Here is a 24,996-nt window from a genome sequence, read left to right as displayed (position 1 = left end):
TTGCTTTTCAAAGATTAATCTTGCAAAAACCTTCGTACTGCTCGGGTCATGATCTTCACTCCTAAAGGCAAGCAAGCTTCATCAATATCAAAACAGCTGTTATGAAGGGAGGCGGTCTTTTCCTGGCTGCCGCATCCTAAAAAGAAAAAGCCGGCAGGAACAGACTGACCGTAATAGGCAAAATCCTCACCAATCAACACTGGTTTTTCCATCACTTTTAATGTTAATTCCGGGAGTTCCTTTGCTACATCCATGATCAAACGGGTGATTTCCGGGGGATTAATAACAGGAGGATAGCCATATAAATAATGGAGCTCGTAGGCAGCGCCCCAGGCATCAGTAATTCCCTTGATGGTTTGATGCATAAGATCAATTATTCTTTCCTGCACCTGCCGATTGGTGCTGCGCACCGTTCCCGTCAGAACTACCCGCTCGGGAATAATATTCTGGGTGCTGCCGCCGTGGATTGTCCCGAAGGATATTAGGGAGAGCTCGGCAGGATCCACCCTGCGGCTGATCACATGCTGTAATCCCTGGATGACCTGGGCGCTAATGGTAATGGGATCCGCCGTCAAATGAGGCGCCGCCCCATGGCCGCTTTTCCCTTTGATCACCAGTTCAAAATTATCGGCAATGGCCATCAGCACCCCTTCCTTAATAGCGATGGTCCCCACAGGATAAAAAGGAGAAACATGAAGCCCCAAAACTGCATTTACATCAGGGTTTTGCAAAACTCCGGCTTCGATCATAAATTTCGCGCCGCCGGGGGGTTTTTCCTCACTGGGCTGCAGAATAAACTTCACCTGCTCCGGGGGAGGATCAGCCGCCAATTGAGCCGCTGTGCCCAAGAGAATTGCCATATGGGCATCATGGCCGCAGGCATGCATCACTCCGGGGAAGCGGGACTGAAAGTCCAGGCCTGTCTCTTCCTTCACCGGCAGAGCATCCATATCAGCTCTTAGGGCAAGGCATTTCCCGGCTCTTTTTCCCTTTAATTCAGCCACCAAACCATAGCCAAAAACATTTTCCCGCACCGCCAGCCCCAAAGCGGCCAATTCCTGTGCTAAAAAAGCTGCAGTATCCTTTTCCTGCCCTGTTGTTTCCGGATGTAAATGAAACCACCTTCTCCAGGAAATCAGACTTTTTTGATCGATTGCTGTATTCATAAAAATTCCCTCTCCCTGTTAGCACAGATTATAATTTATTTTAAAAAAGCCTTGGTGCTGTGACCAAGGCTTTTTTGTGGTTATTTTTTTGTTTCTCCGGTCCCTTTATCCTGACCCTGGGTGGTATCCTTTGCAGGGGCTTGATCTGTTTTTTCAGTGGACTTTGCGGATCCTTCAGTCTTGCTTCCCTGTTCCAGGGATTCGATCAGACCCGACAATTGATCCGCTTGGGCGATCCGCCCATCCCCTTCCGGAAGAAGTCCTTTGTAAGCGGTAATTTCTTTCTTGGCCCCTTCTATATCCCTGAGATAGAAGGCCTGGTAAATCACATAATTTGATCTGGCATTAAAATCCTGGGGTGCCAATTGAACCGCCTTTTGATATAAGGGACCGGCCGTATTTTCCTGTTCGGCGTTGGAAGCACAGTAAGCGGCAGCTACCATCAGGTCAGCCTGGCCTTGATTGTTCAGTTCCTGGGGTTTATGCTCAAGGGCGAGTAAATAATTATCTAATCCTTTGGCAAAAACCTCCTTGCTTTTATCTTTATCATTCAGCTGGAGATAAAACCCACCCTGTTGGGATCTGACCTCACCCAAATTTTTCAATGTGGTAAAATCCTGAGGATTCTTCGCTAAATCCTTCTCTAATTGGTCGATGCTGGTTTGCAGACTATTGACCATAGCTTGGGGATCAACTTCTCCTTTGCCCTGGGCATTGTTCAGGTTTAGGTTTGGTGAACTCCAGATCGCAAATGAGCCGACCAACCCAAAAGCCAAAATCGCCACCATTATAATTAAAGGTACGCGCATCTTATTTTTACTGCGTCTGATTGCTTGCATTACCATAAAAAATTCCCTCCCAAAAAATTATAACATCAAGTTCCATCATATATACTCAGGGGAAAACTGTCAACTCATAAATTTTAGCATCCTGCTAAAATTCTAATGTACCGCACCTCAGGGCGACCCGCTGGACGGGCACACCCCTCCGGCCTTTCTCGTAGGACAAGCTGCCCCTGTCATCAGACCTACCGAGCTATAATCAGAGCTTTTATCCAGACTCCCGCATTGGGGACAAACTGCCTTTTCTTTTTCTTCCCAGGGAACATTGACAGAAAAATTCTCTCCACATTTTTTACATTGAAAACTATACTTTGGCATAATAAATTTCCTCTCTAAAATTTAAATTGAAAAATAACTCCTGGTCATCCCAGTTGATAGCGTAAAGCATTTGATAAATGGGCCAATGAACTGCACTCCCACATGGCCGCCTGTTGTTGAAAAAGCTTCACCGTAGAATATTTGGACCATTGATTGCCGGGTAAGGGATTGAGCCAGATGACCTCTTTAATCTTCCTTTTGACGAATTGCAGCTGCCGGAGCGCCGCATCCGGTTCCATTGTTTTCGTATCGCTTAGGACGATGAAAACGGTTTGGGGTTTAAGCAGTCCGTGATGATTTTTCAGCAGCTGCTGCAAAGAAATATTAAGATTCGTACCCTCGCCCCAGCGGTCACTTTGAGCCAATCCTTCCATGGAAAAATTCATTAAATCGATTTTTTCCAGTGATTCGGCAAAAGCAAAGGCCTGCATGCGGGGTAAAACCTCCGCCAGTCCGCTCATGAACTGGAGGGTAAACTGGGAATACTTAATCATCGAACCGGAAACATCACACAAAAGCAGAATCTCGGGTTTCTGCACCTTCTTCTGCCGATACTTCAGATCCAAAAGCGTACCCCCGTATTTGATTCCGGCCCGGATGGAACGACGTACATCAATACGCTTGATTTTTGAGCTTTGCTTATAACGGCGGCTGATTCTGGAAGCCAAACGCCGGGCCAGCTTGCGAATTAAATGGGTCGCTTCCTGATAGTCTTCCTCTTGAATAGATGCCATGTTTTGAAAGTACAAATCCACCATTTCCTGATCATGGGAAATCTCGTGCAGCACAGCATCAATTTCTTCCTCTCCGGTCAGTTCCACAGGAATCAGCTGCGGCAGATTGCTATGGGTGCGATGATACTCCAGGGCACCTTTGATCACATTCTCGACAATGGGTTTAAACTTAGGGGAAACATTCTTCCCCTCCGAAGTTTTTTTGAGAAATTCCTTGAACTGCTGACGAGATTCCTCTGGCAGCTGACCATATAAATCCAGGTATTGCTGATCCAGATCTAAAGGCTGTTCCTGAAATTCCAGCTCTTTTTTTGCATCCTCCATACCCTGTACATACTCTTTTTTGGCATCTAGCTGAAGATCCCGGAAAGGGGACTCCACAAAATATTTGGTAAAGGCAGAGTTGAATAAAGGATCATGGACGGCATCCTTGACCAAGGTAGCCTTCAGCGCCGCATGAAACTGTTTTTGGTCCGTCAAATCAATATGCTGCACGGCGGTCAAGGCATCCATAGCTTCTGAGGTCCCTGCCGGGATGCCCAAACTACGCAGGATTTGCACAAAGCGGATAATATTATTTTCTAAAAAGTTTTCCACACTACACCTTCCCGTGGGTATGGCCGGAGGCACTGCTTTCCGCAGAAGCTGTTTGTTTCAGCATGGCCTTGGCTCCGCCTTTTTCCCGGAATAAATCCAGGTCATCCTTATCCTTGAGAAGCAGGCTAATAGTCTGATCCACCAGATGTTCCGTCATCCTTTGGGCGTTTAAGGTTAAAAGAGCCTGGGCCCAATCCAGGGTTTCCGAAATGGAAGGTTTCTTTTTCAGTGCCAGTTGGGTGCGCAGATAGGCGACGCCCCTTGCCAGCTGCCAGGTCAGCTCCGTGCCCAGTTGCGGTACTTTTGCTTTAATAATTTCCGTTTCCTTTTCCGGGGAAGGAAAATCAATATGGAGAAAGATACAACGTCGTTTTAACCCGTCCGATAAATCCCGTTCTCCGTTGCTGGTCAAGATCACAACGGGAATCTCCTTGGCCAGGATGGTTCCGATTTCCGGCACCGAAACCTGGAAATCAGATAAAACTTCAAATAAAAAGGCTTCAAACTCAGCATCGGTTTTATCGATTTCATCAATCAACAAAACTACCTTCTTTGGCTGGGAAATCGCCTTCAGTAAAGGACGCTCCAAAAGATATTCCTTGGAGAAAATCTCCGTTTCAATACTACTGCTGTCCTTATTGGCCTGAATATGCAGCAGTTGTTTTTGATAGTTCCACTCGTACAGAGCCTTATTTTCATCCAGCCCTTCATAGCATTGCAGACGGATTAACTCTGTATCCAGGATGCGGCTGAGTACCTTGGCAATCTCCGTTTTACCTACACCCGGCGCACCGGTAATCAAAAGAGGTTTTTCCAGTTTCAAGGCCAGATAGACCGGCACCAGGATATCCTGATCAGAAATATAATTTTCCTGTCGAAACTTCTCCTCCAGTTCATTTACTGAAAAATTCATGTCAAGCACTCCTTTTTTTCCTCTATCCCCTGGTTTTTATCAAGGCATGATCTGCAGATGCCATAAAACTCCAGACGATGATCTTCAACCAATCCCCCAACTACCTGTGCCGCCTCCCCATTCAGATCCCTGAGGACCGGCATATCTACATCCATAACCTGTCCGCAGCTGCGGCACACAAAATGATAATGCAGCCCCGTATTGCCATCAAATCTGCGAAAGGTACTCCCATAATTCAACTCCTGAATCTCTTCCTCCTGCACCAAATGCTGCAAATTGCGATAGATGGTACCCAAGCTGATATCAGGAAGTTCTTTTCTGGCTTGTTCATAGATCCAATCTGCGGTAGGATGGCAGGTGGTGCTCTGCAGCACATCCAATATGATCTTTCTTTGTTTGGTCATCCTTTTTAATGGCTTCACGATGTACCACGATCCTTATTTATGATTTATTAAAACGGTACCTGCCTTTAAATTAATTTAAATACTTTTTGGAATAATCCGGTTCATGCCAGAATTCCAATGCTTCCCCGATAATCTTTTGGACATCCGTCATCAATCGAGCTAACCGGTATTCAGCCGTCAGGAATTCATTCACAATAGGATTTAGACTTATTTTTTGATAAATATGTTCCAATTGTTCCAAAGTACCCTCCGTATCTTCCCCTGAGATTTCTGCGATTTGCAGTTCCAGCTGGATGCGGCGAAACTCCTGAAACAAAGTGGCATTTCCTTCATCTTCTTGAAGCTTTTCCTTCGCCGCCAGGTACTGTCTGTATTCTTTGCTTTCCTGAAGTGTTCTGGCTAATTCCATCGCCTGGTCGTTCACACTCATGCGCCCACCCCCTTAATTCTAATCGATCAATAAAAAATTTACAAATTCTTCTGTTATCATCTTCTCTTACCGGCTTTATCAAACTAAATGACCCTTTTCACCGAGGTGATCGCTAATTGGTCTAAGTCTCTGAGTATCAGCTCTTTTTTATGAAAGGTAGCAAACTGACGATACCCAACCCGATAGGCAAGGGCCGCCGCTTCTTCAATCTTCCTGCCTACCTGGTCGCACTGATGGGCATCGGAACCAAAGATTACAGGGATATCCATTTTGCAGCTTGCTTGTAAAATCTCACATGACGGATAGATTTCTCCCACAGGTTTGTATAAACCATTGGTATTCAATTCGATAGCCAAGGATTTTTCCCTGATAATTTCCAATAATCCGCCCATCAGGGTTAACACCGATTTTTGGGGGCGATAGCCAAAAACCTTGATCAAATCCAGGTGGGGCATCACCTGATAAAAACCGGATAAGGCAGCCTGCTCCACAGTTTGAAAATATTGCCGATATAGCTCATCAATATCTTTGTCCTGATAACCCATTTTATAGTCTGGATGGTCAAACATCCAATTATTCTCGCCTAAATGATGCACTCCGCCTAAGACATAATCAAAAGGCTGGTCCCTCAGCAATGAAGCGATTTCTTCTTCTCGTCCCAAGATGTGGTCTATTTCGATACCAACCCGAGTTTCAATCCCCGGATACTTTTTTTGCATGGCTTCAAATAAAGCAAAGTCCGGTTTTTTTTCTACCCAGTCGTGGTCACAAAATCCAATTTCTTTGATCCCCTTCCTGATTCCCTGAAGAATGAAGGATTCCAAATTGTCTGCTGTTTGGGTTCTTTCCCCATGAGCTAAAGAATGTATATGATAATCAACCAGCAAATCAACATCTCCAATCTTTGCATAAAAACATGATCATAAAAGCTTGCTAACATTATATCAAAATTTTCTTTAAAAAGACGCAAAAATTGAATTCTTACCAGGAAAATTTTCATCTTGCCTTTTTTATAAAGAGGGAGTATAATTTTGTTATTACATCATACCCCCAGTGGGTATCCGATTTTTTCAATGTATTAAATGTGTTAATTATAAGAGGGAGGTATTTTTATTATGGCTGAAGCATGCATTTCTGCCGGTATTTGCGGTTTTGAAACAACAGTGTCCGTAGAAGATCTAGGTGACTATCAATTTAAATTGAAATTTATCACCAAGTGCCCCAATATCCCCAAAATGGCAGCCGATATTGAAACAGTGAATGTGATGGACGAATTGTTTAAAAAGGGTGAATCTAAAGTCCTGAATGCGGCGGTGAAACATCTTCCTCATGTTTCATGTCCGGTGCCCTCCGGTACTTTAAAAGCATTAGAAGTCACAGCCGGTATGGCATTACCAAAAGATGCCTCCATCACCATCAAAAAATAAACCAGGCATCACGAAACACTTTAAATTATGAAGGTATTAATAAACCCCGGCAGGAGATCCTGGCGGGGTATTTCTTGAAAACCAAGCATTAAGTGACATAGCTTTTTTAGACATCATTTATTCGATGTTAATCCGATGTTAATCAAAGTTTAGGAGAGTTTTTGCTATATGGAGCTATCAATCATAAATCTGCTTTGGGTGATGATCCCTACATTTTTGGCCGCTTTTTTACACAGTCTTACCGGCTTTGGTTTTAGTATCGTGATTATGATGTTTTTGCCCCTCGTTTTTTCCATAGGACAATCTGCAGCTTTTGCCCATTGCCTATTATTTGTTATCGCCCTCTCGATTTTATATAATTATCGTAAATCCGTTAACCTAAAATTGTTGTTGCTGCCGTTGATCTTCTATTTTCCTATTTTCTTTGTCGCTCTAACATTTGCCCTCCGTGTCCAAGCTGATTTTTTGAAGCCCGCTTTAGGCATTACTTTTTTAGGTATCGCGGTTTTTTATATTTTTTTATCAGACAGATTCACCCTGCACGCAAATGTGCCTACTGCCCTGATCTGTACCGCGCTTAATGCAATCGTAGATGCCTTCTTCGGCATCGGAGGTCCTTTCATAGCTATCTATCTTCTTGCCATTACTAAGACAAAAGAAGAGTACCTGAGTACTCTTCAAGCCTACTTTATGATTAGCGCCACCTATAGTGTGATCATGCGGATCATAAAACAACAGATCACCCCTTCCATGATTCCATTAATTGTCGCTGGTGTATTCGCTTTGCTGATTGGTTTTTATCTGGGCAACAAGGTTGTAAATCGTATTGATGGGCAGACAATGAAAAAAATAGTTTATGTTTTTATCGGCGTTGTCGGCGTCATCACATTTATCTCGAGCCTGCCCATGTTGTTTGCCGTAATACTATAATGATCTGTTCCGCCTATCCTTCTGCTCTTCCTCGCCTTATAAACAGGGTAACCATCAATAATTAAACCCCGGTAGTTATTGCACCACCGAGGTTCAAAATTCACTTAAACATTTTAGAATTCGTTAGGCAAATTATTTAACTCCGCCATGGTAAATACCGGACCGTCCAGGCAGACATACTTGCTGCCAATATTACACCGGCCGCATTTACCAATGCCGCATTTCATTCTCATTTCCAAAGTGGTAATTACCTGATCATCCGTATAGCCCATCTTGGCTAAGGATTGGAGACAGAACTTAATCATAATGGGCGGCCCGCAAAGTACCACGATCTTGCCCTTGGGATCGGGATTGACCTGCTCCAGAAAGGCCGGAACAAAACCCACATTCCCTTTCCAGTCATCATCCCCTTTGTCCACTGTGATATGAACCTGGGTATTCTTTTCCTTAGGCCAGTTTTCAAAAAGGTCTTCTTTGAAGCATAAATCCGCCGGGGATCTGGAGCCATAAACAATATCAATTTTTCCAAAATCATCCCGATGCTCAAAACTATATCTGATCAGGGAGCGCACTGGTGCAAGTCCGATCCCCCCGCCGATATAAAGCATATCCTTTCCTTTGCACATGTCAATGGGGAAACCATTACCATAAGGTCCTCTGACACCCACTGTCTGCCCTTCCATGATATCATGGAGGGCATCGGTCAGCATGCCGCATTTTTTAATGGCAAACTCAATATGATTTTCCCCTTGAGCTGTGACGGAAAACATACCTTCCCCAATATCCAATAATGAAAACATCCCCAGCTGACCCGGCATAAGGTCGAAAGGTTTTTTCCCATCCTTGGTACTTACATGGAAGGTTTTTACATCCGGGGTTTCCTGGACAATTTTAAAAACTGTTCCCAGGGTAGGCACCAAAGGATTGCTATTTTCACAGCTGCAATTACTCACCGGCAGGCACCTCCTTCAACTTATCGATAAACAAGGTAATGTCCACATTAACAGGACATTTGGCCACACAGCGGCCACAGCCCACGCAAAGATTTTTGCCGTATCTTTCATTGAAGAATTCTAATTTGTGCAAAAATCTGTTGCGGATGCGTTCACCTTTGCTGGGACGGGGGTTGTGCCCCCCGGCCATCCGGGTGTATTCAGAAAACATGCAGGAATCCCAGCATCGAAAACGATAACCTTCGTTACCCGCGTTTTTCACATCAATATCAAAGCAGTAACAGGTAGGGCAGACATAGGTACATGTGCCGCAGCCGATACATTTCCGGCTGATATCCTGCCACATGGGGCTTTCAAACATCTTGGACAATTTCTGGGGTACATCGGTCATGTCAACCTTTAAGGTGCATGATGTTTGAGGAATTTGCACCTCCCCTTCTCCCAGCAGGCTTTGCCATTTGGCCACCAGAGACGTGCCTGCGTCCGACTGGGCTTCGATACCATAGGAATCCCCCAAATCGTACATTTGGACATCAGCAGAATCATGTTTTCCCGGTTCGCCCCCCATGGAATCACAGAAACAGGTAGGGGCAGTTTTGGCACAGCCAATGCAAACCGTAACCATTTTCTCCCGTTTTTCCCGATAAAAATCATCGACAAAGGATTTGGTCAAAAAAACATCGTCCATGCATTTAATGCTTTGCATGTCACAAGGCCGGAGGCCAAAGATAACTTGATTTTCTGCTTCATTATGCACCGTCAGATCAGTTACTTCCTGATTGGCGATCTTGTATGAATACATCTTTTCCGTATTGGGGAATAACACATCCTTCGGCGGCAGCAGAGTATTCACAGCTTCAAAATCCAATGTTCCCGGGCTGCCCCAAGGGGCAAACTTACTGACGCCGTCCACCTTCATCGGTACTAAGACATTGGCATCTTTGGTCAAAATTTCTATAGCTTCGTTTAACTTATTCTTTGCTAAAGTTTTCACTGCTTACCACCTCCTTACATATATTCATCCGGATCGTCATTTTTATAAAAGCCTAAAGGGGGCTTAACTTCCAGGTCCACCCCTGACTCATAAGGACCGAACAGTTCATTCAAGTCTTTAATCAGCTTGCGATTCAATTCCATTAAAGGTAATCCCATGGGACAAACCCGCTCACACTCGCCGCATTCAACACATCGGTCCGCAATGTGATAGGCCCGGGTTAAACCAAATACCTGATTTTCCGCCCGGTTGTTCTGTTTGCCCTGCCAACCAACCTGATACTGGTCCACGAAACACTCCCGGCAATTGCAGGCGGGACAGACATTGCGGCAGGCATAGCAGCGGATACATTTATCAAACTGCTTGGCCCAATATTCATATTTTTCATCGGGAGATTTTTGCTCCAATGCGATCACATCATTAAAACGTTCCGGTTTATCTGTTTCCGGCACCTTTTCCCCCAGCAGAACATCGAATACCACCGGATTGGGATGGGTGCATTCCCGGCATTTCTTAGCCATTTCACCGGTATCAGGATCCTTTTTCCCGGCACAGGGAATGCCGATCAGATACACATTTTCCCTTTTTACCTGATTATCCTGAATCAGTCTGTTGACACCCCGGGAATCACATCCCCGGACAAATACCCCGATTTTACCTTCAGGAAATTTATCATCCAACAGGTATTTCGACGTTCCTGCCAGGCAGTAGTCATCCCATGCCAAACGGTTGGCATCTTCAGGTGAGGTGATAAAGGCCGGAGGAGATTGGTTGGGGAATCTGCCTTTTTCCCAGCCGATCACATATTTGATTTCCCCTTTTTCCAGGAGGTCTTTTGCGGTCTCCTGCATTTTTGCTTGTATATCACTCATTCGGCTTCCCTCAACTTCCTGTTCGGCCCAAGAGCCTTAATATCATCGGCAATATTTGTCATCGTCTGTTTGAATTTCTCCGCTTCGGAGCCGGAAATCCAGCGGGCTTGGAAACGATTGGGGTCTATCCCGTTGTACTCCAAAAATCTCTGCATCAAGAGGAAACGGCGGCGGGTAAAGTAATTGCCACTAACATAGTGACAGTCGCCCGGGTGTCAGCCGGCCACCAAAACGCCGTCAACACCTTTCTGGAAAGCTCGTAAAACAAATTGAGGATTTACCCGGCCGGAGCATGGAACCCTAAGAACCCTCACATTATCCGGATATTTCATCCGGTTTAAGCCGGCCAAATCCGCTCCTGCGTATGCACACCAATTACAGCAGAAAGCTAGTATTTTGGGCTCCCAGTTGTTTTCTACAGACACAGCGCATCCACCTCCCGAAGAATCTGAGCATTGGTAAATCCATCTAAATCAATGGCACCCGGTCGGCAAGCTGCAGTGCAGGCACCACAACCCTGGCATAAACCGGTATTAACCGAGGCAACTTTTCTTTCTACCGTCTTGCCATTATGTCTTTCATGGATTGGTTTCAGTTCAATAGCCTTGTATGGGCAGCAAGGTACACACATGCCGCAGCCGGAACATTTATCTGTATTCACTCGGCTGATCATGGGATCAGCTTCCATCTCATCCTTGCTCAAAAGGCCGCAGACTTTGACCGCGGCAGCACTGGCCTGGGCAACGGTATCAGGAATATCCTTCGGTCCCTGACACGCACCGGCTAAGAAGACGCCCCCGGTATGGGTCTCTACAGGACGCAGCTTGGGATGAGCTTCCTGGAACCAGCCGTCTTGATCCGTGGAAAAACCGATCTTTCCGGAAATCTCTTCATAACCCTGGGAAGGTACCATTGCGGTAGCCAAGACCACCAGATCGGCCGCTACGGTAACATTTTCACCGATTAAAGTGTCTTCACCCTTACAGATCAGTTTATCCCCTTCAGGATAAATCTTTGATACCCGGCCCCTAAGATACACGGCACCGTCATCCAACGTTTTGTTATAGAACTCATCATAGGCTTTACCCGGTGTTCTCACATCCATATAGAAAACATAAGCCTGAGAATCAGGGATCTTATCTATCACCTGATGGGCATGCTTCGCGGTATACATACAGCAGGCCCGGGAACAATATTCTTTACCTTTCACATTGTCACGGGAACCGACACATTTAATGAAGACAACCGTCTTCGGTTCCTTGCCGTCGGAAGGACGGATGATCTTCCCGCCGGTAGGCCCGGCGGCATTGGACATTCTTTCAAAATGCAGTCCGGAAATCACATCTGGATACTGACCATAACCATACTCCCCATAGGATTTTTCCCATTCAAAGAGGTCAAAACCGGTGGCCATGACAATAGCCCCGAATCTTTCGGTGATCAATTCATCTTTATCTTCATAATTAATGGCCCCGGTGGGACAAATCTTCGCACAAACACCGCACTTGCCGTTAACGAGCTTGCGGCAGTTCACCGGATCGATCACCGGTTTACTGGGTACGGCCTGGGCAAAAGGCTTATAAATACTGGGTCGTTTGCCCAACCCCAAGTCATATTCACTGTCCACTTTCGAGGGGCATTTGGTTTCACAGAGCCCACAGCCGGTACATTTATCATAATCTACATATTTCGCTTTCTTCCTGATGGTGACATCAAAATTGCCGATATAACCGGCCACATCTTCGATTTCAGAATAAGCGAGCAATTCAATATTAGGGTGCTGCGCCGCAGCAACCATCTTTGGTGTGCTAATTCAGGCAGAGCAGTCCAGGGTGGGGAAGGTTTTGTCCAGCATCGCCATTTTTCCCCCGATGGTTGCCTCTCTTTCCACCAAAGTAACCTGATGACCGGCATCGGCAATGTCCAAAGCCGCCTGCATGCCGGCAATCCCTCCGCCGATAACCAGAGCCCGCTTGGTGATGGGAATCGTCGAGGTAAACAATTCCTCATTACTGGAAACCTTAGCTACTGCCATTTTAACTAAATCAATTGCTTTTTCCGTGGCTTTTTCCTTATCCGTATGCACCCAGGCACATTGTTCCCGTAGGTTGGCAATCTCCAGCAGGTACGGATTCAAACCCGCACCGGCGATGGCGTTCCGGAAGGTAGCCTCATGCATTCTGGGTGAGCAGGCCGCTACCACAACCCGATTTAAATTATGCTCTTTAATCGCATCCCGAATCACTCCCTGACCGGGCTCGGAACACATATACTTATAATCCATGGCAAGTACAACATTAGGCATGGATTTGGCAACCTCCGCCACTTTGGCCACATCCACCATGGCAGAAATATTGGTACCGCAATGACAAACAAATACGCCTACACGTCTCATGCTTCTTCCCTCCTAGAGCGCCCAAAGACCTCCTGAATTAATCCTTCTGCCGGAACAAAGTGCTTCTCCATGCCTACATCTTTCGGCTGATAGCCAAAGGACATGGCCATTAATTCAGTAAAATAGTAGATGGGGATATTAAAGTTAGTGCCTTTTCTGGCATTGATCTGTTTTTGTCTCATATCTAAATTCAGCATACACAGAGGGCAGGCCGTGGCAATGGCTTCCGCCCCGCTGTTTTGGGCATTCTTAATAATCTCATAGATCATTTCTTTGCCGATCTCAGGCTTGGTCACCACATGACTGGCACCGCAGCATTCGGTTTTAAAAGACCAAGGCACCGGTTCCGCCCCGATGGCTTCCATGATATTATCCATCACCATGGGCATTTCCGCATCATCACTTTGGGCAATCTTGGGCGGACGCACCAACAGGCACCCGTAATAACAAGCCACTTTCATATTGGTTAAAGGCTTCGTCACCTGGTTTTTAATCTTTTCCAGCCCGATTTTTTTACCCATGATATCCAGCATCGACAAAACTTCACTTTTCCCTTGAAAATCCATTTCAATGACATCTGATATTTTTTGCTGCATTTCCGGGGAGGATTTCACCGCTTCCGAAGCGGCTTTACTACGCAAGAAACAGGCTGCACAAGGAATAGCCACCGTATCCAGACCTTCTTTTTCGGCAATGGCTAAGTTTCGTGCCGGCAAAGCCAGGGAAAAGAGATGATCCGCCAAATGGGCAGAGGAAGCACCGCAGCAATTCCAATCGGGAATTTCCCATAACTCCATCTCCAGATTTTTTGCGACCAATTTGGTGGACAAATTATATTCAATCCCGGTGGAATCTAAAGAACAACCGGGATAATAAGCATATTTCAATCCTATTCCCTCCCTTCAAGACATTTTTCGAAGATTCTTTGCACAGTTTTTTTATCTTTCACAAGTGAAGGTTTGAGATGAGCCTTGCCTGTCAGAAAGAGACGGGGTGCGGAATCGACATCTTGGAACAACTTCCCAGACCTTAAATTATAAAAACCACTTAAAAATACCTCCTGGGATTTGCCAAAGCTTTTAACATTACTAAGAAAAATATCATGGAACTTATCCATATTTTTCTCAGCTACGAAACCTTTTTTCTGTGCTGTTTGGCGTAAAACCTCCAATAGCGAAGCCAAATCAACATCCCGGGGACATCTGGTACTGCATGTTTGACAAGTTGCGCAAAGCCAAATTGTATGCGTCTTCAGTGCTTCATCCAGCATACCCAACTGAAGAAGACGAATAATTTGCCGCGGCGTCTTATCCATGGCAAACGCCACCGGACACCCGGCAGAGCATTTACCGCATTGATAACAATCAGTGATTTGCACACCGGACTTTTGTTCAATTTCTTTAATGGCATCACGATTGCTGGCTGCGGCTCTAGATAGTTCCATTCCCTCCATACATTACCCCTCTTTCCTGAATAAAGTTATCGTGCATTTCCAACCTGAACCTGTAGATCCCTTTCATTTTAAAACTTTATAAGTTGCTTAAGATCTAGAAGTAAAAGTGCAACTTAGGCTTTTCATCCATGAGACCTGTGAACTGAATCACAAAAAGTAATGAGAACCTATCCCTTCCTAAATATATTCTAAAAATAGCATACTTATTAATAATACAATAATACATCATAAAAGTTATCTTTAAAAGAGATTTTTAATCATTTTCTCTGTTTTTCTATCAAGATATTCTATCATGGTTTTTACAATCCCTGCAAGGTCTTTAGTTGCCGTTATCAATATCTGATCATGAAGAACAATCTTTTCATCCCGTGATCATACAGAACCAAAATAATCGAATCATATCCAAATATGCTTATTGTAACATAAACAAAAAGTTTCGATCACTTACAAAATGTCTAGTAAAATCCGCATAAGAATTACATGATACAAATTATTAGAAAACTTATTGGAAATCTGGTTACACTGATATCATCTACTTTTATAAATTGAATCTTTAAGAATTTAAAAACCGGGAATACCAAGTGATCTACCTGACTTCCCGGTTTGACGCTCTTCAATATTTAATCTAAATGATTTGCAAAATTCCTTGATCAACACCCCAAATACCTGATTTGATCAGAATAATTGAACCATCGCTTTTATTTTTCTAAAAAGCGCTTAAGTACCGCCGCCACTTCCGCCCGTGTTGCCGAAGCCTTAGGCAACAGCTGTTTAGAATCGATGCCTGATCCTGTCAGAATGCCGGTAGTGCATGCCCAATCTACTCCCTCCAAAAAGCCTTCCGAAAGGTCGGAAACATCTGGGTAGGTATTTGCTCCCGGATATTTGCCTTTGCTGACATCCATATTTTTATACTTTGCATAGCGCCATAATACGCTGGCCAGCTGCTCACGGGTTATCGGGTCATTTGGCCCAAAACTTCCATTTACATAACCTGAAACTATTTTATTAGCTAGAGCCCATTTTACTCCAGGCTCGTACCAGCTTTTGCTTACATCGTGGGGCATCTCATACCAATAATCTGATTTCGGCGTTCCGGCTATTCTGTGCAGGACACTCATCAGCATCCCCCGGGTCATGGGAGTCTCAGGCTCAAAGGTATTGCTGGATGTACCGCTGAAAATTCCCTTCTCATATACATATAACACATCATCAAAATACCAGGCAGACTCAGAAACATCAGTGAACAGTCCATGAGCCTTCTCTGCATCCATACTCAATGTATCTAAAAAGAAGGAGGATAGACTGCCGGTGGTAAACGTGATCCTGCCTGTAGCCTTGTCATAGGTAGAAGGAACCTTATGGAGTTTGCCTGTCTCATCCCGAAAATAAAGAGTTACAGCATATGTCCGTTGGCCTTCTGGGGGGGTATATGGCATACTGATCATCACAGTATCCTTGAAACCGTTGATTGTAATTTCACTTAAGTCCACATCAATATCAAACCTGATTTCGTAGGAACGCATAAAGGGAGCCGAGTAGTTGGACAGTCTGATACTGCCAATAATGCCGCACTCTCCGCCCAGTCCTTTAAAATACCTGCAATCTGTCAGGTTATCAATGATATCATTAACAGTAACATTATAGTCAGAGGTTTTAAAGATAACTTCAATGTCATTGTTTACTTTTTTTACCTGCTCATCATTCTGATAAAAATTACTGGCAGACCAATTTTTTAATCCCAGATAGTTATTAAATAACTCTTTTCCTCCGCCGCGCAAATAGCTGATATCCTTTTCATATGAAAAAATCAATCCTTTGAGGAAAGCAATGTCGGCTCTGTCACTGCTGTTATCCCGGCTTTGCAGATACAAGTAGCGTGAAATGCCATTACCTAATGCCAGTCCGATGGCATTACCCACAGTCCCCCAGCTGCTGTAAGAAAGCAGCATGCTCATCTCACATTCCCTGATCATCCGGTATTCAAAGTTGCCGCTATATGCACTTGGCGCCGAATTAATAACAATCGTCGGAATCCCCTCAGCAATATTTTTATTGATATAGTCAATCATTCTGTTGATATACTTTACGTTCATGATGGATTGAGCGGGCAGGGTCAGCACCACGATTTCCAGATCTGCCTCCTCTGTATCCACTACATTCACCCCAATACTATCTAAATGTTTTTCCAGATTCTCCCGCACGGTTTCCATGTCATATATTGATCCTGAAGAAGATTTTTCAGTACTGCCAAAGTATACAACTCCTGTATCGACCTTGTGACCATAATAGTCAATCATCAGGCTGAGCACCGCCATCATTCCCAGCTCATCTGCACCCGAATAAATCAAGCCCCGGCTGCCCATCTTCTTTTTGATGAAGTCAATCTCGTTGGTCTGAATTGTTGTTTTCGCATTTGAATCGTCGATGCCGATAAAATATTTTATCCTGCCTGAATCATCAGCAGTCAGTATATAATCTATGAGAGACATCTTTCTTACTCGGGTTTGCAGAGAGTTTTTTACCTGATTGGCGTACCCGGGATCAACGAGAATCTCCCTGTTTTCTTCATCTTTACTATAACCTTCTGCAATATTTGCCACCGTAAGGTTTTCATCTGTCAGCAGAGCTCTGGATTGAAGATTATACTGACGGAGATAATTATATGTTTCCAGTGTTGCCTCCTGATAACCTACCGTGCAAGTGGCAAGACGGGCAACCGTGTCAATGATGTAGACATGATTGTTCCGGGCAAGATTAATAATCGCATCAATCATCCCATATTCTTCGGAAAAATCGGTATTATGGAGTGTGCGGGAATTAACCAGGCCTCCCGAAAGGAGCTGATCGAGAGAAATTACAAAATAATCAGCAACCTTGTCTGTCTCAAGGATCCAATTAAGAATTTTCTTACCATCACCGAACTGTGTCCCATTAGAATTTAATGGTTGTCCGTCAAGGCGGGTAGTATACAGATCTGCATCAGGCATCATCACCTTAAAGCCTGCGGATTCCGCTTCATAGATCACTCTGTCGATGTTGACCGGACGGTTATCCAGGGGAACATAGGCCAGAATAGGCTCCCCGGTCGTCTTTGTGTCACTGCTTACATCGGAAATGATGGTGCCTTGTCCATCAGAGCCGGTTTTATCTGACTCCTTGTCAGTAACAACCGGTGTGACAATTGACGTCTCCTCTTTAGTATCGGCCCAAGCAGCTATTGTCATTCCCGGCGTCATTGTCAGTAATAATGTCAGGCAAAGTATAAGGCTCAAAACTTTTCTTTTCATTATCCTGTCCTTTCCAAAAACAATACTTTTTCTTTTAATCTTTTGAATTATCATGATAGTTATCATGATAATTTTCTACATTCTTTTCCTGATTCCTTTCAATTTTTTTAACAATCCTAAACAATATTACCATCTGAATGATCCTAAATCCTGCGCATAATATTCCATAGTTTATACAAACTACCTTTATTATTATAATTAAAAATGAAGGAGAAATCTTTAATTATGGATAACAAGAAGCAGGAACAACTTAACACTTTCAGAACTGATAATTTGGGACAGACACTGACAACAAACCAAGGATTAAAGATGGCGGAAGACGAGTTTTCACTTAAGGCCGGGGATCGTGGCCCTACATTAATGGAAGATTTTCATTTCAGAGAGAAAATCACACATTTTGACCATGAACGAATTCCGGAACGAGTAGTTCATGCACGTGGTTTTGGCGCTCATGGAGAGCTTCAGTTATATAAATCCATGGGTGAATTCACCAAGGCAAAATTTTTACAGGATCCGGCTGTGAAAACACCGGTTTTTGTACGCTTTTCAACTGTTGTCGGTTTTCGGGGATCCTCTGATACGGTGAGAGACGTGCGAGGTTTTGCGACAAAGTTTTATACCGAGGAAGGCGTTTACGATCTTGTGAACAATAATATGGGTGTGTTTTTTATTCAAGACGCCATTAAGTTTCCTGATATTATTCATGCCAATAAGCCGGAACCCCATAATGAAATTCCTCAGGCGACAGCAGCCCATGATACTTTTTGGGATTTCATCGCAAATAATCAGGAGACTGCCCATCAAGTTATGTGGATCATGTCTGACAGAGGAATACCGCGCAGTTTTCGCATGATGGAGGGCTTCAGCATTAATACCTTCCGCTTTATCAATGAAGAGGTAAAGTCTCATTTTGTAAGATTCCACTGGAAACCTATGCTTGGTGTCCATTCCCTGGTATGGGATGAAGCACAAAAAATATCAGGTAAAGATCCCGATTTTCATCGGCGCGACTTATTTGATGCAATTGAACAAGGGAATTTCCCCGAATGGGAGCTGGGGGTTCAATTAATCAAAGAGGAAGATGAATTTAATTTTGGTTTTGATATCCTGGATCCCACCAAAGTGTGGCCTGAAGAAGAAATACCTGTTAATATTATCGGAAAGATGACTTTAAATCGTAATGTTGATAATTTCTTTGCCGAAACCGAACAGGTAGCTTTCCACCCCGGTCATTTAGTGCCCGGTATTGATTTTTCCAATGATCCTCTCTTGCAGGGAAGATTATTTTCTTATACAGATACCCAGTTAATTCGACTGGGCGGCCCCAATTTCCATGAAATACCGATTAATAAGCCAATCGTTCCCGTGCATAATAATCAGCGTGACGGCTATCACCGGCAAATGATCAATTCGGGGAAAGTAAGTTACCACAAAAATTCACTGGCTAATGATACCCCGGCTCCAATTCCTGCCGCAGAAGGCGGATATGAACATTACCACGAAAAAGTTGAAGGTCAAAAGGTACGCGCCAGAAGTGAAAGCTTTAACGATCACTTCTCTCAGGCGGTTATGTTTTGGAATAGCATGAGTGGTCCCGAAAGGGAGCATATCATCAGCGCTTTCAGCTTCGAAGTAGGCAAAGTAAAGGACAAAAATGTCCGACAACAGGTTGTAGAGATGTTTTCCAATGTCAGTGTGGAGCTGGCAACAAAGATTGCGGCAAATCTTGGGGTAAACCCACCGCAGAATCAAACGGAACCAAATAGCACGAAAGTATCCCCGGCACTGAGCCAGGAAAATACCATTAAAAAACTTGATACCCTAAAGATCGCTGTCATACTGGCAGATGGATTTCAGGGAGGTATCATCGAAACCTTGGATTTCCTAAGATCAAAGAAACTTAATATTGAAATCATCAGCGACCAGCTGGGCATGGTCAAAGGATCTGATAATCGGGAACTTGAAGTGCAACACACCTTTTTGACAGCATCCTCTGTTTTATTTGATGGTGTACTGGCTGTAGGCGGCAGCAATTTAAATCTGAAATTCGATCAAGACGCCACGAATTTTGTCAAAGAAGCCTTTATGCATTACAAGCCGATTGGGGCAATCTATGAAGGTGAAAAATGGCTGCAAGAAAATAACATGACGAGCGGCATCGGGGTTGTCGTAAACAGTAATAACGACCAGTTTACAGATCAATTTATCAACTCTGTTTCAACTCATCGTCACTGGGATAGGGTGATATACTAAATTTAAGATCTTGAAAGAGCTGCGGTAAAAGCAGGGTGTCAGGGGGACGGGGTTGGTGACATTCGGACGAATGTCACCAACCCCGTCCCCCTGACACTTCCTAGCATCATGCACCGGGATATGCTCCGGCAGCAGTACCAGTACTTTAACCCCGGCCCGAATGGCCTCAAAGGCACAGTCTTTGGCAAAAGCTGCCGGCACAAAAAGGATGGATGCATCTACATGCTGGTGTTCCATGGCTTCCCGAACAGAGTTGTATACCGGGATATCGTCTACCATCTGGCCGCCTTTCCCAGGAAAAGTCCCTCCTACGACCTTGGTTCCATAGGTTTCCATCTGCCGGGCATGGAATGTACCCTGATTGCTCCCCACTATTTTTAAGATAACGCCACAATAGACTATTGTGGCGTTATCTGAAGATCAACAAAATTTTCACTGTACAGCATTGCCATCGGTAAAGGGTCCATGGCCGCAGGGTAAATACTATCCTCTTAAAGCATTGCTGCCAAACGCGTATTAACCTCTTTCAGAAAGTCAATGGTATTGACTGCTTTTTTCTCCTTCAAATCGGAAAGGATGGCCAGGTCCTTAGTCATGACACCTTCCTCAATGGTTTGAAGAGCCGCCTTTTCTAATTTTTCCCCAAAAGCTGTCAGCTCAGCAATCCCATCTAATTCGCCTCGTTTTTTTAAGGCCCCGGTCCAGGCAAATAAAGTCGCCATGGAATTGGTCGAGGTTTCCTTTCCTTCTAAATGCTGATAATAATGCCTTGTTACCGTGCCATGGGCTGCTTCATATTCAAAATATCCATCCGGGGAAACAAGCACAGAAGTCATCATGGCCAGACTGCCGAAGGCAGATGCCACCATATCTGACATCACATCCCCATCATAGTTTTTGCAGGCCCAGATGATGCCTCCTTCGGAGCGCATGATCCGCGCCACGATATCATCAATCAAAGAATAGAAATATTCAATCTGGGCATCGGCAAACTTTTCTTGATATTCATCGTCAAAAATCTCCTGAAAAATATCTTTGAAGCGGTGGTCATATTTTTTGGAGATAGTATCCTTGGTGGCAAACCAAAGATCCATTTTTTGGTCCAGAGCATAATTAAAACAGGCTCGGGCAAAACTGGCAATGGATTTATCAATATTATGCATCCCCATAATCACGCCGGGGCCTTTAAAATCAAAAATAGTTTCCTTTACAACCTGACCGTCTTCACCTGTAAAAACCAATTCGGCTTTACCGGCGCCCGGCACCCGCATTTCCACATTTTTATAAATATCGCCATAGGCGTGTCTGGCAATAGAAATCGGTTTTGTCCAGGGTTTAACATAAGGCTTAACACTGCTCACAATCAGCGGAGTGCGAAAAACCGTACCGTCCAGAATAGCCCGGATGGTGCCATTGGGACTTTTCCACATTTGTTTCAGGTTGTATTCTTCAACCCTTTGGGCATTAGGAGTAATGGTGGCGCATTTCACGGCCACCCCATATTTCTTGGTTGCCAAAGCAGAATCAATGGTAACCTGATCGTTGGTTTCATCACGGTTTTTTAATCCCAAATCATAGTACTCCGTTTTTAAATCAATATAGGGGTTGATTAATATTTCCTTAATAGACTGCCAGATAATCCTGGTCATTTCGTCCCCGTCCATCTCAACCAAAGGTGTTTTCATTTGAATTTTTTCCATCATGCTGCCTCCTGTTCATTCTATCCTGAACCCTTAGTATTCGCATCCCGGATTCTTTAATCCTGCTTTCTTTAAGCATTTTGTTTTTTCATGTAATTCAGGGTACCGCCTCCGGCAAGAACATTTCTCTGACGATCAGAAATGGGCAGCTTCAACTAAAACCGGCTTTCGTCCGCTGGATAATTGACGTATCGCACACGAAACGGTTACATTTCTTTAGCATTTTACAGTAAAATCGTATTTGACTGTTTATAATAAATCTTACCATAATCCCAATAGTTTCCAATAGGGTAACCCCAAAACAATCAGACAAACAACACCCGCGTTTGCTGTTGACCGATCCTCAATTCAGGCAGCTAAATTTCTGACATCATATCCAAATTCTTTTTATCATAAGTTAAATTTTTTTACACAAAATAAGAACAGATTTCTTGGCGTCAGGTAGAGTTTTTCTTCATCTGATGCCAGATATCTTAGTGCGTTGTCAAAAATGATAAAAACCGTGAGGGGGTTTTAGACATGGCAAGGCGGAAAGGTGTAATGTCTGAACAGCTGAAAATGGAAATCGCCAAGGAATTGGGAATTTATGATACCGTACAGGCTGAAGGATTTGGGTCCGTTCCGTCCCGAGAATGCGGTAATATGGTGAAAACGGCCATAGAAATCGCCGAACGAGCTATGACTTCCGGTACAAAATAACTTGAAACGCACTAAAAAATTGGAGTCATTTCTTGATGAGATGGCTCCAATTTATTTTTTAATTTTACCCCAATATCTTCTTTAAGAGCCAGGAACGTTTAATCTCTACAGCATGCTGGGGACAAAGCTCCTGACAACAGAAACAACGGATACAAGCGGACAAATCCGCCACCGGCTTTCCGTCTTTCATTTGGATCACACCCGGGGGACAGCTTTTTTGACACACAGCACAGCCGGTACAGCACTCATGGTGAAAAATTGGCTGTGGAGTCAGCCAATTGTCCAGATATCTGGCCAGCCACTGGGGCACTTTTCCCCGATAAAAATGAACGCTCCTGATGATAGGGATTTTAAAGTCGGAAACCTTTAAATCAGGTAATGATGCTCCTGTGATTTCAAATTTTTCCGGGAAAAGCTGTCTTTCCTTTGCTGCCCGCAAGGTAGGCGCTTTGTCCTGGTCCAAACCAATCAAGGAGGCACCCACCCAATCTACTTGATGCGGATTGCAGCCGCCCACCAAGGCGCGAATCGGCCGGGGCGTGCCGGAAGACGGACCGGCTCCCTCCATGCCGACAATGCCGTCCAGGAGGGAAAAACGGGGATTGATTTTTTGACAAATATCGACTAAAAGATGGGAGAAATCCTGCTGATCCGGCATCTTAAAATGGTATTCGGCTTTAATGAGACCGGGAATCCCCCCAAACATATTCTTTACCGCTCCGGTAAATACGGTCATCCCATGGGTTTTTAATTTTGCCAGGCTGACCACCCCATCCGCTTCCCACATTGCCCGTACCAGGGTCAAGGATTTCACAATATAACCCTTCTCCACAGGCACCGTTACCGTTGACACATCATAATTTAAGGTACAGCCCAGGTGTTCTGCCACTTGTTCCATGCCCGTAGTCCGATAAACGCTTTTTAACAAAACAGGTGTAAAAGGTCCGCCGGGGCTATCCCCAATAACCACCTGGCATCCCGCAGCAAGAAGCCGCCGGGCCACCGCTTCAACAACAGCGGGGTGTGTCGTTACAGCATCCTCCGGTTTCTTTTTCATTAAAAGATTGGCTTTTAAGAAAATCTTTTCTCCCGGATGAAAGATCTTATCTACTCCGCCGCAAGCATCAAACATTTCTTCTACCATGCGGTCTACATCTGCCTGACGGTAGGTTTCACATCTGCCTAAAAAAACTTTATCCATCATTATTTCCCGAATCCTTTTTTATTCATTATTTGATCATAGTTTTCTATCATTTTACCCGATATCATCAAAAAGTCCAAACATCTTTTTCTGCCCAGAAAAAAAGAGCCCCATGGACTCTGGACTCTTTCCGAATTTTTCCCAATGACTATCTGCGTTTCTTGCAGCTTTTATTCTTGCTTTGCTTCATATCTTGCTGTACATGCTTTTGTACCTGCTGTACCTGTTGCTCCTGCTGTACTTGCTGCTCCAGCTGTACCTGCTGCTGTATTTGCTGTACTTGCTGCTCTTGCTGAACCTGATGTACTTGTTTGGGCTGATCCTCTTCCTCCATCATCATCCCCGGACACATTCCCAGGCAGCATGGTACCTGCATTTGATGCATAGGCTGCATCATTTCCATCATCTGCATCATATGATCCATATGGTCCATATGATTCATGTGCATCATGTGCATCATATCCATACAAGGACAGTGGCACATCATAGGACACTCCATATCCATAGCTGGCATCATGGGCATAGGAGGCATTGTCGGCATCGGCATCATTTGCATGGGCGGCCTCGTTGGCATCGGCATCATCTGCACAGGCGGCCTCGTTGGCATCGGTTTTACCGGCATGGGCATGGGCATCACCCCCATTTTAGGCATTTCCACTTCTGCCTCCGGTAGTGAAACCGCCGGGGGAGATACAGGGATTGTGATCTTATTACCCGGGTAAATTTTATCCGGATTTTCAATATGTTTATTGGCGTCAATCAATTTAGGCAAAGAAACCCCAAACATTTTGGCTATTTTAAATAAAGTATCCCCTGTTTTCACAACGTAATGCATATTCTTCAAGAAATTTGACTGTCCCTTCTCCTCATGTACGGCAGACTGCAATGGTTCGTGATATGTAGGCTGCATAGGCGGCTGCTGTTGAACAGGCATCACCGTAATGGGAGAGGTGTCTTTCTGAGCTGTATTTTTATAATTGATATGCACCTGTTGTTTAGCGTATTCGTCATTTTCGTTTTCTTCGTTATCTTCATCCATTTCCGGTTCCGGCAGATGAATGACATCTCCTACGTTAATCCGATTGGGATCGGAAATCTGGGGATTTGCGTCGATCAGATCATCAAGACTGACCCCGAATCTTTTGGCGATCAGCCACATGGTATCTCCTCTTTTGACCACGTAATCATTATTGTTTCTGGGTATCTCAATGATTAATCCCACTTGAATATAGTTCGGATCCGCAATAATTGGGTTAGCCTCAATCAGATCATCCAAACTGACACCATACCTTTTGGCAATTAACCATAAGGTATCTCCGCGTTGCACAGTATACTTCACAGTCAAGTCCTCCTTTCATTGATTGTCAGTACAATATATGCCTGAAGAAATCAATGGTTACAAAGAGGACAAATCAAAGGCCCGGC

Annotated in this window: 24 protein-coding genes; 4 read left to right on the top strand and 20 right to left on the bottom strand. The window is 44.3% G+C overall.

The genetic code is table 11. From position 1 onward, the window contains the following. Positions 1-14: 14 nt before the first annotated feature. The 8 genes from CEQ75_RS08440 to CEQ75_RS08405 all read right to left on the bottom strand — a co-directional run bounded on the left by CEQ75_RS08440 (position 15) and on the right by CEQ75_RS08405 (position 6,291). Positions 15-1,166, bottom strand: coding sequence for a M20 metallopeptidase family protein (locus CEQ75_RS08440; protein ID WP_089609941.1), 1,152 nt, complete (start codon positions 1,164-1,166; stop codon positions 15-17). 80 nt (positions 1,167-1,246) lie between these two features. Next, entirely contained in the window at positions 1,247-2,011 is a 765-nt protein-coding gene (locus CEQ75_RS08435) for a tetratricopeptide repeat protein (RefSeq protein ID WP_089609940.1), read from the bottom strand. Between the two features lie 111 nt (positions 2,012-2,122). After that, entirely contained in the window at positions 2,123-2,326 is a 204-nt protein-coding gene (locus CEQ75_RS08430) for an FmdB family zinc ribbon protein (protein WP_089609939.1), read from the bottom strand. Positions 2,327-2,370: 44 nt separating this feature from the next. Continuing rightward, positions 2,371-3,657, bottom strand: a complete 1,287-nt coding sequence (locus tag CEQ75_RS08425; protein WP_089609938.1) for a vWA domain-containing protein — start codon at positions 3,655-3,657, stop codon at positions 2,371-2,373. 1 nt (position 3,658) lies between these two features. Next, positions 3,659-4,570 (bottom strand): AAA family ATPase, encoded by a 912-nt coding sequence (locus tag CEQ75_RS08420; protein ID WP_089609937.1) that lies wholly within the window; start codon positions 4,568-4,570, stop codon positions 3,659-3,661. Then, positions 4,567-4,992, bottom strand: a complete 426-nt coding sequence (locus tag CEQ75_RS08415; protein WP_242965417.1) for a Fur family transcriptional regulator — start codon at positions 4,990-4,992, stop codon at positions 4,567-4,569. Before CEQ75_RS08415 ends, CEQ75_RS08420 begins: the two co-directional genes overlap by 4 nt. A 52-nt stretch (positions 4,993-5,044) precedes the next feature. Next, complete coding sequence (locus tag CEQ75_RS08410) at positions 5,045-5,404, bottom strand: YlbF/YmcA family competence regulator (protein WP_089609936.1); 360 nt, start codon at positions 5,402-5,404, stop codon at positions 5,045-5,047. Between the two features lie 83 nt (positions 5,405-5,487). Next, complete coding sequence (locus CEQ75_RS08405; protein ID WP_157677381.1) at positions 5,488-6,291, bottom strand: histidinol-phosphatase HisJ family protein; 804 nt, start codon at positions 6,289-6,291, stop codon at positions 5,488-5,490. A 228-nt stretch (positions 6,292-6,519) separates the two neighbouring features. On the opposite strand from CEQ75_RS08405, the gene CEQ75_RS08400 reads away from it, so the two are divergent. Together CEQ75_RS08400 and CEQ75_RS08395 are read left to right on the top strand one after the other, a co-directional pair. Continuing rightward, a complete protein-coding gene (locus tag CEQ75_RS08400; protein WP_089609934.1) occupies positions 6,520-6,831 on the top strand; it encodes a DUF6951 family protein in 312 nt (103 codons plus the stop codon). A 168-nt stretch (positions 6,832-6,999) separates the two neighbouring features. After that, positions 7,000-7,761, top strand: a complete 762-nt coding sequence (locus tag CEQ75_RS08395; RefSeq protein WP_089609933.1) for a sulfite exporter TauE/SafE family protein — start codon at positions 7,000-7,002, stop codon at positions 7,759-7,761. 113 nt (positions 7,762-7,874) lie between these two features. Here the strand turns inward: CEQ75_RS08395 and CEQ75_RS08390 are convergent, their stop codons facing one another. The 8 genes from CEQ75_RS08390 to CEQ75_RS08355 all read right to left on the bottom strand — a co-directional run bounded on the left by CEQ75_RS08390 (position 7,875) and on the right by CEQ75_RS08355 (position 17,718). Next, positions 7,875-8,714, bottom strand: a complete 840-nt coding sequence (locus CEQ75_RS08390) for an FAD/NAD(P)-binding protein (RefSeq protein ID WP_089609932.1) — start codon at positions 8,712-8,714, stop codon at positions 7,875-7,877. Then, positions 8,707-9,708, bottom strand: coding sequence for a 4Fe-4S dicluster domain-containing protein (locus CEQ75_RS08385; protein ID WP_198306669.1), 1,002 nt, complete (start codon positions 9,706-9,708; stop codon positions 8,707-8,709). The genes CEQ75_RS08390 and CEQ75_RS08385 overlap by 8 nt, the downstream gene beginning before the upstream one ends. Before the next feature lie 14 nt (positions 9,709-9,722). Next, complete coding sequence (locus CEQ75_RS08380; RefSeq protein ID WP_089609931.1) at positions 9,723-10,580, bottom strand: 4Fe-4S dicluster domain-containing protein; 858 nt, start codon at positions 10,578-10,580, stop codon at positions 9,723-9,725. Then, on the bottom strand, positions 10,577-11,005 hold the full coding sequence (locus CEQ75_RS08375; protein WP_157677380.1) for a hydrogenase iron-sulfur subunit: 429 nt from the start codon (positions 11,003-11,005) through the stop codon (positions 10,577-10,579). The genes CEQ75_RS08380 and CEQ75_RS08375 overlap by 4 nt, the downstream gene beginning before the upstream one ends. Then, positions 10,996-12,975, bottom strand: coding sequence for a CoB--CoM heterodisulfide reductase iron-sulfur subunit A family protein (locus tag CEQ75_RS08370; RefSeq protein ID WP_089609930.1), 1,980 nt, complete (start codon positions 12,973-12,975; stop codon positions 10,996-10,998). The genes CEQ75_RS08375 and CEQ75_RS08370 overlap by 10 nt, the downstream gene beginning before the upstream one ends. Then, positions 12,972-13,862 carry a CoB--CoM heterodisulfide reductase iron-sulfur subunit B family protein gene (locus CEQ75_RS08365; RefSeq protein WP_089609929.1) on the bottom strand — a complete coding sequence of 297 codons (891 nt, stop codon included), beginning with the start codon at positions 13,860-13,862 and terminating at the stop codon, positions 12,972-12,974. The genes CEQ75_RS08370 and CEQ75_RS08365 overlap by 4 nt, the downstream gene beginning before the upstream one ends. A gap of 2 nt (positions 13,863-13,864) precedes the next feature. Next, complete coding sequence (locus CEQ75_RS08360; protein WP_198306668.1) at positions 13,865-14,419, bottom strand: 4Fe-4S dicluster domain-containing protein; 555 nt, start codon at positions 14,417-14,419, stop codon at positions 13,865-13,867. A gap of 707 nt (positions 14,420-15,126) precedes the next feature. Continuing rightward, positions 15,127-17,718: a DUF4127 family protein gene (locus CEQ75_RS08355; RefSeq protein WP_198306667.1), complete on the bottom strand. Its 2,592-nt coding sequence runs from the start codon at positions 17,716-17,718 to the stop codon at positions 15,127-15,129. A 225-nt stretch (positions 17,719-17,943) separates the two neighbouring features. Here CEQ75_RS08355 and CEQ75_RS08350 point away from each other — a divergent pair, with 225 nt between their 5' ends. Then, positions 17,944-19,971: a catalase gene (locus CEQ75_RS08350; RefSeq protein ID WP_242965416.1), complete on the top strand. Its 2,028-nt coding sequence runs from the start codon at positions 17,944-17,946 to the stop codon at positions 19,969-19,971. Here CEQ75_RS08350 and CEQ75_RS08345 read toward each other — a convergent pair. Further along, the gene (locus CEQ75_RS08345) at positions 19,936-20,343 is read right to left on the bottom strand and encodes a hypothetical protein (RefSeq protein WP_242965415.1); all 408 of its coding nucleotides are present in this window, start codon (positions 20,341-20,343) and stop codon (positions 19,936-19,938) included. The two genes, CEQ75_RS08350 and CEQ75_RS08345, sit on opposite strands and share 36 nt — an antisense overlap. 119 nt (positions 20,344-20,462) lie before the next feature. Then, a complete protein-coding gene (locus CEQ75_RS08340) occupies positions 20,463-21,671 on the bottom strand; it encodes an NADP-dependent isocitrate dehydrogenase (protein ID WP_089609924.1) in 1,209 nt (402 codons plus the stop codon). Positions 21,672-22,190: 519 nt separating this feature from the next. On the opposite strand from CEQ75_RS08340, the gene CEQ75_RS08335 reads away from it, so the two are divergent. Next, complete coding sequence (locus CEQ75_RS08335) at positions 22,191-22,370, top strand: small, acid-soluble spore protein, alpha/beta type (protein ID WP_089609923.1); 180 nt, start codon at positions 22,191-22,193, stop codon at positions 22,368-22,370. 64 nt (positions 22,371-22,434) lie between these two features. Here CEQ75_RS08335 and CEQ75_RS08330 read toward each other — a convergent pair whose 3' ends face one another. Beyond that, entirely contained in the window at positions 22,435-23,574 is a 1,140-nt protein-coding gene (locus CEQ75_RS08330; RefSeq protein ID WP_089609922.1) for a DUF362 domain-containing protein, read from the bottom strand. Between the two features lie 145 nt (positions 23,575-23,719). Further along, positions 23,720-24,910, bottom strand: coding sequence for a LysM peptidoglycan-binding domain-containing protein (locus tag CEQ75_RS18610; RefSeq protein WP_198306666.1), 1,191 nt, complete (start codon positions 24,908-24,910; stop codon positions 23,720-23,722). Positions 24,911-24,996: the final 86 nt, after the last annotated feature.

It is taken from the genome of Dehalobacterium formicoaceticum (assembly GCF_002224645.1).
Taxonomy (GTDB): Bacteria; Bacillota; Dehalobacteriia; order Dehalobacteriales; family Dehalobacteriaceae; genus Dehalobacterium; species Dehalobacterium formicoaceticum.
The sequence above is the reverse complement of the archived record's forward strand: the minus strand, read 5'-3'. Positions and strand labels throughout refer to the sequence as shown.

Bases quoted from the DNA above. Each gene is read 5' to 3' on its own strand.
- CEQ75_RS08440 (WP_089609941.1), bottom strand. From the start codon at position 1,166: ATGAATACAGCAATCGATCAAAAAAGTCTGATTTCCTGGAGAAGGTGG.
- CEQ75_RS08435 (WP_089609940.1), bottom strand. From the start codon at position 2,011: ATGGTAATGCAAGCAATCAGACGCAGTAAAAATAAGATGCGCGTACCT.
- CEQ75_RS08430 (WP_089609939.1), bottom strand. From the start codon at position 2,326: ATGCCAAAGTATAGTTTTCAATGTAAAAAATGTGGAGAGAATTTTTCT.
- CEQ75_RS08420 (WP_089609937.1), bottom strand. From the start codon at position 4,570: ATGAATTTTTCAGTAAATGAACTGGAGGAGAAGTTTCGACAGGAAAAT.
- CEQ75_RS08410 (WP_089609936.1), bottom strand. From the start codon at position 5,404: ATGAGTGTGAACGACCAGGCGATGGAATTAGCCAGAACACTTCAGGAA.
- CEQ75_RS08400 (WP_089609934.1), top strand. From the start codon at position 6,520: ATGGCTGAAGCATGCATTTCTGCCGGTATTTGCGGTTTTGAAACAACA.
- CEQ75_RS08395 (WP_089609933.1), top strand. From the start codon at position 7,000: ATGGAGCTATCAATCATAAATCTGCTTTGGGTGATGATCCCTACATTT.
- CEQ75_RS08380 (WP_089609931.1), bottom strand. From the start codon at position 10,580: ATGAGTGATATACAAGCAAAAATGCAGGAGACCGCAAAAGACCTCCTG.
- CEQ75_RS08360 (WP_198306668.1), bottom strand. From the start codon at position 14,419: ATGGAACTATCTAGAGCCGCAGCCAGCAATCGTGATGCCATTAAAGAA.
- CEQ75_RS08355 (WP_198306667.1), bottom strand. From the start codon at position 17,718: ATGAAAAGAAAAGTTTTGAGCCTTATACTTTGCCTGACATTATTACTG.
- CEQ75_RS08350 (WP_242965416.1), top strand. From the start codon at position 17,944: ATGGATAACAAGAAGCAGGAACAACTTAACACTTTCAGAACTGATAAT.
- CEQ75_RS08340 (WP_089609924.1), bottom strand. From the start codon at position 21,671: ATGGAAAAAATTCAAATGAAAACACCTTTGGTTGAGATGGACGGGGAC.
- CEQ75_RS08335 (WP_089609923.1), top strand. From the start codon at position 22,191: ATGGCAAGGCGGAAAGGTGTAATGTCTGAACAGCTGAAAATGGAAATC.
- CEQ75_RS08330 (WP_089609922.1), bottom strand. From the start codon at position 23,574: ATGATGGATAAAGTTTTTTTAGGCAGATGTGAAACCTACCGTCAGGCA.